The organism is Streptomyces sp. NPDC058470, assembly GCF_042721055.1.
GTDB lineage: Bacteria > Actinomycetota > Actinomycetes > Streptomycetales > Streptomycetaceae > Streptomyces.
Genome location: NZ_JBHXMF010000132.1, coordinates 1 through 4,042, shown reverse-complemented (window position 1 = coordinate 4,042; position 4,042 = coordinate 1). Strand labels below are relative to the sequence as shown.

Annotated in this window: 3 protein-coding genes; all 3 read right to left on the bottom strand. The window is 70.1% G+C overall.

Annotation, left to right across the window (positions count from 1 at the left end; all coding sequences use genetic code 11):
• Positions 1-1,819: 1,4-alpha-glucan branching enzyme (gene glgB / locus ACFWP7_RS42400; RefSeq protein ID WP_384393941.1), on the bottom strand; the 1,819-nt coding region annotated here is incomplete at its 3' end.
• Between the two features lie 34 nt (positions 1,820-1,853).
• Positions 1,854-3,302, bottom strand: coding sequence for a phosphotransferase (locus ACFWP7_RS42395; protein WP_384393938.1), 1,449 nt, complete (start codon positions 3,300-3,302; stop codon positions 1,854-1,856).
• Positions 3,303-3,442: 140 nt separating this feature from the next.
• The coding region (locus tag ACFWP7_RS42390) for an alpha-glucosidase C-terminal domain-containing protein (protein ID WP_384393935.1) at positions 3,443-4,042 on the bottom strand (600 nt) is incomplete at its 5' end.

Here is a 4,042-nt window from a genome sequence, read left to right as displayed (position 1 = left end):
CCGGCATCTTGGATACCAGTGAGCGTTTGCCGTGGACTACTTCGTCGTGGGAGATGGGCAGGACGTAGTTCTCGCTGTAGGCGTACACCATGGAGAAGGTCATCTCGTGGTGGTGGTACTTGCGGTAGACCGGCTCGTGCGCCGCGTAGTCCAGCGAGTCGTGCATCCAGCCCATGTTCCACTTCAGACCGAAACCGAGACCGCCGAAGCCGCCGGGGCCGATGTGATCCGTGGCCCGGGTGACGCCGTCCCAGGCCGTGGACTCCTCGGCGATGGTGACGACGCCGGGGTTGCGGCGGTAGACGGTGGCGTTCATCTCCTGGAGGAAGGCGACGGCGTCGGGGTTCTCGCGGCCGCCGTGTTCGTTGGGGGTCCACTGGCCGGGTTCGCGGGAGTAATCGAGGTAGAGCATGGAGGCGACGGCGTCGACGCGGAGGCCGTCGATGTGGAATTCCTCGCACCAGTAGACGGCGTTGGCGACGAGGAAGTTGCGGACCTCGCGGCGGCCGTAGTCGAACTCCAGGGTGCCCCAGTCGGGATGGGCGGCACGCTGGGGGTCTTCGTGTTCGTACAGGGGGCGGCCGTCGAATTCGGCCAGGGCCCAGTCGTCGCGGGGGAAGTGGGCGGGGACCCAGTCCATGACGACGCCGATGCCGGCCCGGTGGAGGGCGTCGACCAGGTATTTGAAGTCGTCGGGGGTGCCGAGGCGGGCGGTGGGGGCGTAGAAGCCGGTGACCTGGTAGCCCCAGGAGCCGCCGAAGGGATGCTCCGCCACCGGCATCAGCTCGACGTGGGTGAAGCCCAGGTCGGCGACGTAGGAGGGGAGTTGGTCGGCGAGCTGGCGGTAGGTCAGTCCCGGGCGCCAGGACGCCAGGTGGATCTCGTAGACGGAGAAGGGTGCCTCGTGGACGGGACGTGAGGCGCGGGTTGCCATCCATGCGGCGTCGTCCCACACGTACGACGACGAGGTCACGATCGACGACGTCTTGGGCGGCACCTCGGTGCGCCGGGCCATCGGGTCCGCGCGCAGGGTGTGTGAACCGTCGGCGCGGGTGATGTCGAACTTGTAGAGCTCGCCGTCACCGATCGCGGGCACGAACAGTTCCCACACCCCGGAGGAACCGAGCGACCGCATCGGATACGCCGCGCCGTCCCAGAAGTTGAAGGTGCCGGCCACCCGGACACCGCGCGCGTTCGGCGCCCAGACCGTGAAGCGGGTGCCCGCCACGCCCTGGTGGACCATCGGCTCCGCGCCGAGCGCCCGCCACAACTGCTCATGGCGGCCCTCGCCGAACAGATGCAGGTCGAGCTCGCCGATCGCGGGCAGGAAACGGTACGCGTCGTCGCTTTCAAGGGGTTCCTGGTCCGTCCCCTCGTACGAGACGAGCAGGCGGTACGACGGCGGTACGGCGCGCAGGGGCAGCAGGCCCGAGAAGAAACCGTCCCCGTCGTCCTGGAGCTCGGCCCGCAGCTCGTCCGTCACGACGGTCACCGCCAGCGCGTACGGGCGGAAGGTCCGGAAGGCCACGCCTCCAGGTATGGGATGGGCCCCGAGCACCCCGTGCGGGTCGTGGTGCGTGCCGCTGAGCAGCCGCTCGCGGTCGCCAGGCTGCACACCGGCGAACGCGGGAGCGCTGTCGGCGGCGGGCAGCGGATCCGCCTCCCGTGTCTTCTTCGAGCTCTTGCCGACCTTGTCGGCCTTCTTGGCATCAGCCGTCTTGGGCGTTTTGGCCGTCGGCTTCCCCTCGGCGGCAGCCTTCTTCTTCGCGCCGGTCTTCTTCGGACTGTCGTCGGACGAGGGACGGGGCGTCACGGGCAGGGCCTCCTGGAAACGATGCAGGATGGGGGGACGGTCAGGGGGCGGTGGCGTCCGCCGCGAGTCGGCGCACCGCCGCCAGCGGTACGGGGAGCCAGTCGGGACGGTGCCGGGCCTCGTACACGACTTCGTACACCGCCTTGTCCGTCTCGTAGGCGCGCAGCAGTACGGGGTCGGTGCGCGGGTCGACTCCGGTGACCTCGGCGTATCCGGTGCAGTACGCGGCCCGGCAGGTGTCGGCCCAGCCGGGTGCCAGGGGGTGGTGCGAGTGGGCGGCGTAGTCGAAGGAGCGGAGCATGCCCGCGATGTCACGCGCCGGGGGTTGCGGCATCCGGCGTTCGGCGAGCGGCTTCGACGGCTCGCCCTCGAAGTCGATCAGCGACCACTCCCCGGACGGCGAACGCAGGCACTGCCCGAGGTGCAGATCGCCGTGGATGCGCTGCGCGGTCCAGGCGCCGCCCTCGGCGGCCAGGTCGGTCAGCGCCTCGAAGGCGGTGCGCAGGCCGGGAGCGTACGGCCGCAGCGCCGGTACCGCCTGCGCGGCGGCGTCCAGGCGCTGGGTCATTCCGTCGACGAGCGGCTCCATCTGCGCGTGGCCCAGCGTGACCGTGGGCAGCGCGCGAGCGAGCGCCGTGTGCACCTCGGCGGTGGCGCGGCCCAGCGCCCGCGCCTCGGCGCCGAAGTCCGCACCCTTGGCCAGCTCGCGCAGCGCCAGCTCCCAGCCGTCCGCCGCACCCCGGACGAAAGGTTGCAGTACACCCAGGGTGTACGTCTCCTCACCCAGCTCCGCGAGTATCCACGCCACCGGCGCTGGCACCCGCGCGCAGCCCTCCCGGGACAGCAGCAGCGGCAGCTCCAGGTCCGGGTTGGTGCCCGGCACGATCCGCCGCAACAGCTTGAGAATGAACGTATCTCCATAGACGACGGACGAGTTCGACTGTTCGGAGGTGACCAGCCGCGGCACCAGATCGTCCCGGATGGTCCGGCTGCCCCGGTCTTCCTGGCGGCCGGGGCGCTCGAAGCGCAGGTCACCGATCCGGGCCTGGGTGCGCAGGGCTTCCAGGAGTACGTCGGCGGGGCGCGCGTCGTGCAGCGCCTCGTACACCGTGAGGCCGGCCAGCGGCCCTTCCTCAAGGTGCCCGATCAGCGCGGGTGCGAGCCTGGGTGGCAGTGCCCCCCGGACGCCTATCAGCAGCTGGTAGCAGTCGCTCGGGTGCGGGAGGGCGCCCTGCGCCGGGGTGAGCGGCTGGTGGGCGCGCACGAGAAGGTGGAGCAGGCCCAGGGGGCCGGTCGGCGGCAGCAGTTCCGTGGCCGACACCAGCGAGAACCCGGTCACCGGACGGCCCTTGCCCGCGAACCAGCGCTGCCGCGGCAGCCACTCCCGCAGCAGGGGATCCAGGGACGCGAGCAGCTCGGGGCGTACGGCCGGGGCCGTGGCAGAGCGGGCGGCCGGGGTCGAGGCAGAGTGGGTTGCTGCTTCCGACATGGCGTCGCGTCCTTTCCCCGGATACCGAGGGAGCCGGAGGTCCAGAGACCCAGGACCCGGAGACCCTGTGAGGCCGGGGGAGTCGGGGTGTTACTCATGCGTGCCCAGGGCGGGGCGGAGGAAACCGCCCCGCCGCAGTTCTAGACCGCGTCCTTGCGGAGCCGGAACCAGTAGAAGCCATGACCTGCGAGGGTGAGCAGATACGGCAGGTCACCGATGGCTGGGAAGCGTACCCCGCCGATCAGCTCGACGGGATGCCTCCCGTTGAACGCACTCAGGTCCAGTTCTGTCGGTTGTGCGAAGCGCGAGAAGTTGTGGACGCACAGGACGAGGTCGTCCTTGTACTCGCGCAGGAAGGCGATGACGGCGGGGTTGGAGGAGGGGAGTTCTGTGTAGGAGCCGAGGCCGAAGGCCATGTTCTGTTTGCGGATCTCGATCATGCGGCGGGTCCAGTGCAGCAGTGACGAGGGGGAGGACATGGCGGCTTCGACGTTGGTGACCTGGTAGCCGTAGACGGGGTCCATGATGGTGGGGAGGAAGAGGCGGCCGGGGTCGCAGGAGGAGAAGCCCGCGTTGCGGTCGGGGGTCCACTGCATGGGGGTGCGGACGGCGTCGCGGTCGCCGAGCCAGATGTTGTCGCCCATGCCGATCTCGTCGCCGTAGTAGAGGATCGGCGAGCCGGGCAGGGACAGCAGCAGGGCGGTGAAGAGTTCGATCTGGTTGCGGTCGTTGTCCAGCAG